The organism is Synechococcus sp. W55.2, from assembly GCF_047461635.1.
In the GTDB taxonomy this organism is placed as follows: Bacteria; Cyanobacteriota; Cyanobacteriia; order Thermostichales; family Thermostichaceae; genus Thermostichus.
In genome coordinates this window covers 1-2,442 of the sequence record NZ_JANSHM010000114.1, presented here as the reverse complement: position 1 = coordinate 2,442, position 2,442 = coordinate 1, and the positions used below count along the sequence as shown (strand labels likewise).

3 protein-coding genes and 1 pseudogene are annotated in these 2,442 nt (G+C 59.4%); all 4 read left to right on the top strand.

The window, feature by feature from the left end; translation table 11 throughout:
• Positions 1-711 (top strand): annotated as a pseudogene (locus NW828_RS13735) (SAM-dependent methyltransferase); the annotation flags it as partial.
• A 128-nt stretch (positions 712-839) separates the two neighbouring features.
• Positions 840-1,040 carry a 50S ribosomal protein L35 gene (rpmI, locus tag NW828_RS13730; protein WP_011434387.1) on the top strand — a complete coding sequence of 67 codons (201 nt, stop codon included), beginning with the start codon at positions 840-842 and terminating at the stop codon, positions 1,038-1,040.
• Positions 1,041-1,173: 133 nt separating this feature from the next.
• On the top strand, positions 1,174-1,530 hold the full coding sequence (gene rplT, locus NW828_RS13725) for a 50S ribosomal protein L20 (RefSeq protein WP_011434388.1): 357 nt from the start codon (positions 1,174-1,176) through the stop codon (positions 1,528-1,530).
• 79 nt (positions 1,531-1,609) lie between these two features.
• Positions 1,610-2,341: a transporter substrate-binding domain-containing protein gene (locus NW828_RS13720; RefSeq protein WP_414384459.1), complete on the top strand. Its 732-nt coding sequence runs from the start codon at positions 1,610-1,612 to the stop codon at positions 2,339-2,341.
• Positions 2,342-2,442 lie beyond the last annotated feature (101 nt).

Genomic DNA, 2,442 nt, shown 5'->3' with positions numbered 1-2,442 from the left:
ATGCAAAAGGCCATCCGCCTGCTGGTAACGGGTTCTGAACACCAGACCCTTGCCTCGGCGGAGCAATTGCAGAGGGGTCTCCAGGTGGGCCGCCGCCTTTTCGAGATCTTGCCGGAAACCAACCGCATCCAGCAGCAAGAACGGGCCCGCTGGGCCATCGAGAACGTGGACGACGAATGCTTCGCCGATATGTACCTGCACCCCCAGGAAGTGGACTACACCATCGAGACTCTGTTTGAATTAATCCGGGCTTCCGGACTGCAGTTTCTGCGCTTTTCCAACCCGGAGTTTTGGCGGCTGGAACGGGTGTTGGGCCAGGACGAGGCCCTGCTGGCTCAGGCGGCTCAGCTGCCGGAACCGGAACGCTATCGCCTGATCGAGCTGCTGGATCCGGTGGTAGCCCACTACGAGCTGTTTCTCGGCAAGCCCCCCATCCGCTGCTGGGAATGGACAAGCCCGGAAAGTGTAGCATCAGCCATTGCCCACCTCAGCCCCTGTCTGGGTCTGTGGCCGGGGCGGAGCATTTTCAACTATGCTTACGAAGCCATCTCCCTGAGCGAAGAAGCCTTCGCCTTTCTCCAACAGGTGGACGGGATCCGCACCGTCCAAGAGATCCAGGCTGGCCTAGAGTGCCCCCTGAGCTTTGAGCAACTGCAACGCTTGCTGCGCTGGCAAGTGCTGCTGCTGGAGCCTCAAAACTCAGTCTCCTGAGAGTTTCTCGACCCCTTTCCCTTGCCTCAGCGGGACGAACCTTGGCATTTGCCCTCTTGTTCTTCTATGGCTTATCCTAGAAAGCTGTGACCTTTAGCTCTGGCCCCGCATATTCTGGGGTTGTCATCATGCCCAAAATCAAAACCCGCAAGGCAGCAGCCAAGCGCTTCCGCCTGACCGGCAGCGGCAAGTTTATGCGTCGCAGGGCCGGGCACAACCACTTGCTGGAGCACAAAACCAGCAAGCGCAAACGCAAATTGGCCGGTGTGGCCCTGGTGGACAAGCGGGATGTGGTCAATGTGCGCCTGATGTTGCCCAACACCCACTAGCCGGGATCTCGCTCGCGCCGGCAAGAAGATTTCAGGGGCTGGCATTGGCGACAGCAGTTCCGATCCCGTTAGCAGGACGGAGTGCTTCTACCCTTCAGTTTGAGTTTGTTCAAGTTCCTATTGAGTTACTGCCATGAGAGTCAAACGGGGCAATGTCGCCCGCAAGCGCCGCAAAAAGATCCTCAAGCTGGCCAAAGGCTTTCGGGGAGCTGGTTCAAAGCTGTTCCGCACCGCCAACCAGCAGGTGATGAAGGCTTTGCGCAGCGCCTACCGGGATCGCCGCCGCAAGAAGCGGGATTTTCGTCGCCTATGGATTACCCGCATCAACGCGGCCACCCGTGCCCAGGGCCTGCGTTACCACGAGTTCATCGATGGTCTCAAAAAAGCCAATATCCAGCTCAACCGCAAAATGTTGGCCCGCTTGGCTTTCCTGGATCCAGAAGCCTTTACCCAGGTGGTGGAGGCAGCGCGCCAGTCTCGCGCCTCCTGAGGAGGTTCCGACGGCTATCCAGAAGTCCTTCCTGGCAGCCATTCTGGCCCTCGCCTGCCTGGGGAGAGGGATCCCTACTGTGGCTCGTCCTTGGCCGGAGATTGTGGATTCTGGACGGCTGCGCGTTGCCGTAAAAGACAACTTGAGGCCGCTGGGGTTTCGCACTCCCCAAGGGGATCTGCAGGGGTTTGAGATCGAGCTGGCTTGTGAGCTGGGATCCCGGCTGTTGGGCTCGGCAGAGGCTGTGGAGTTGGTGCCGGTCTCGAATGTAGAGCGGCTGCAGGTGCTGGCTGACGGCCAGGTGGATTTGGCCATTGCTCAGATCGGCATTACCCCGGATCGGGCGCGCCAGGTGGAGTTCACTTCTGCTTACTATCAGGATGGCCCCAGCTTGGTTGTGGCTCGTTCCCACAACTGGGAAAGCTGGTCAGACTTGCGGGGCGGTCGCGTTGCAGTCTTGCGCGGTTCCAGCGCCATTCCCCTGCTGAATCGATACCTGCCAGGGGTGGAGTTGGTGCCTGTCGATTCCTACCGAGAAGGGGCGGAACTGCTCCTGAAAGGGGCGGTGCAGGGGTGGGCAGCAGATCGCTCGGTGCTGGCAGGGTGGCTAGCAGAGCATCCCCGTCGCGAAAGCGCTGCGGAGCAACAGTTTCAATTTCTGGGATCCCCCTTGGCAACGGTGGGGCTGGGCATTGCCATGCCCAAGGGGCTGCAGCACGCCGAATTGCGGCTGCGGGTGCGCCGAGAACTGGAGAATTTGCGGGCTGAGGGCTGGCTGACAGAGCGGGCCAGAGCCTGGGGGTTGCCCTAAAGTTGAGGATACTTCCTATTCTTTGTCTCTGATACATTTACGCTGAACACTGCTGAACATCACTGTTCAACTATGCAGCGATAGCATTCTGTTTGTTTCCA

Bases quoted from the DNA above. Each gene is read 5' to 3' on its own strand.
- rpmI (WP_011434387.1), top strand. From the start codon at position 840: ATGCCCAAAATCAAAACCCGCAAGGCAGCAGCCAAGCGCTTCCGCCTG.
- rplT (WP_011434388.1), top strand. From the start codon at position 1,174: ATGAGAGTCAAACGGGGCAATGTCGCCCGCAAGCGCCGCAAAAAGATC.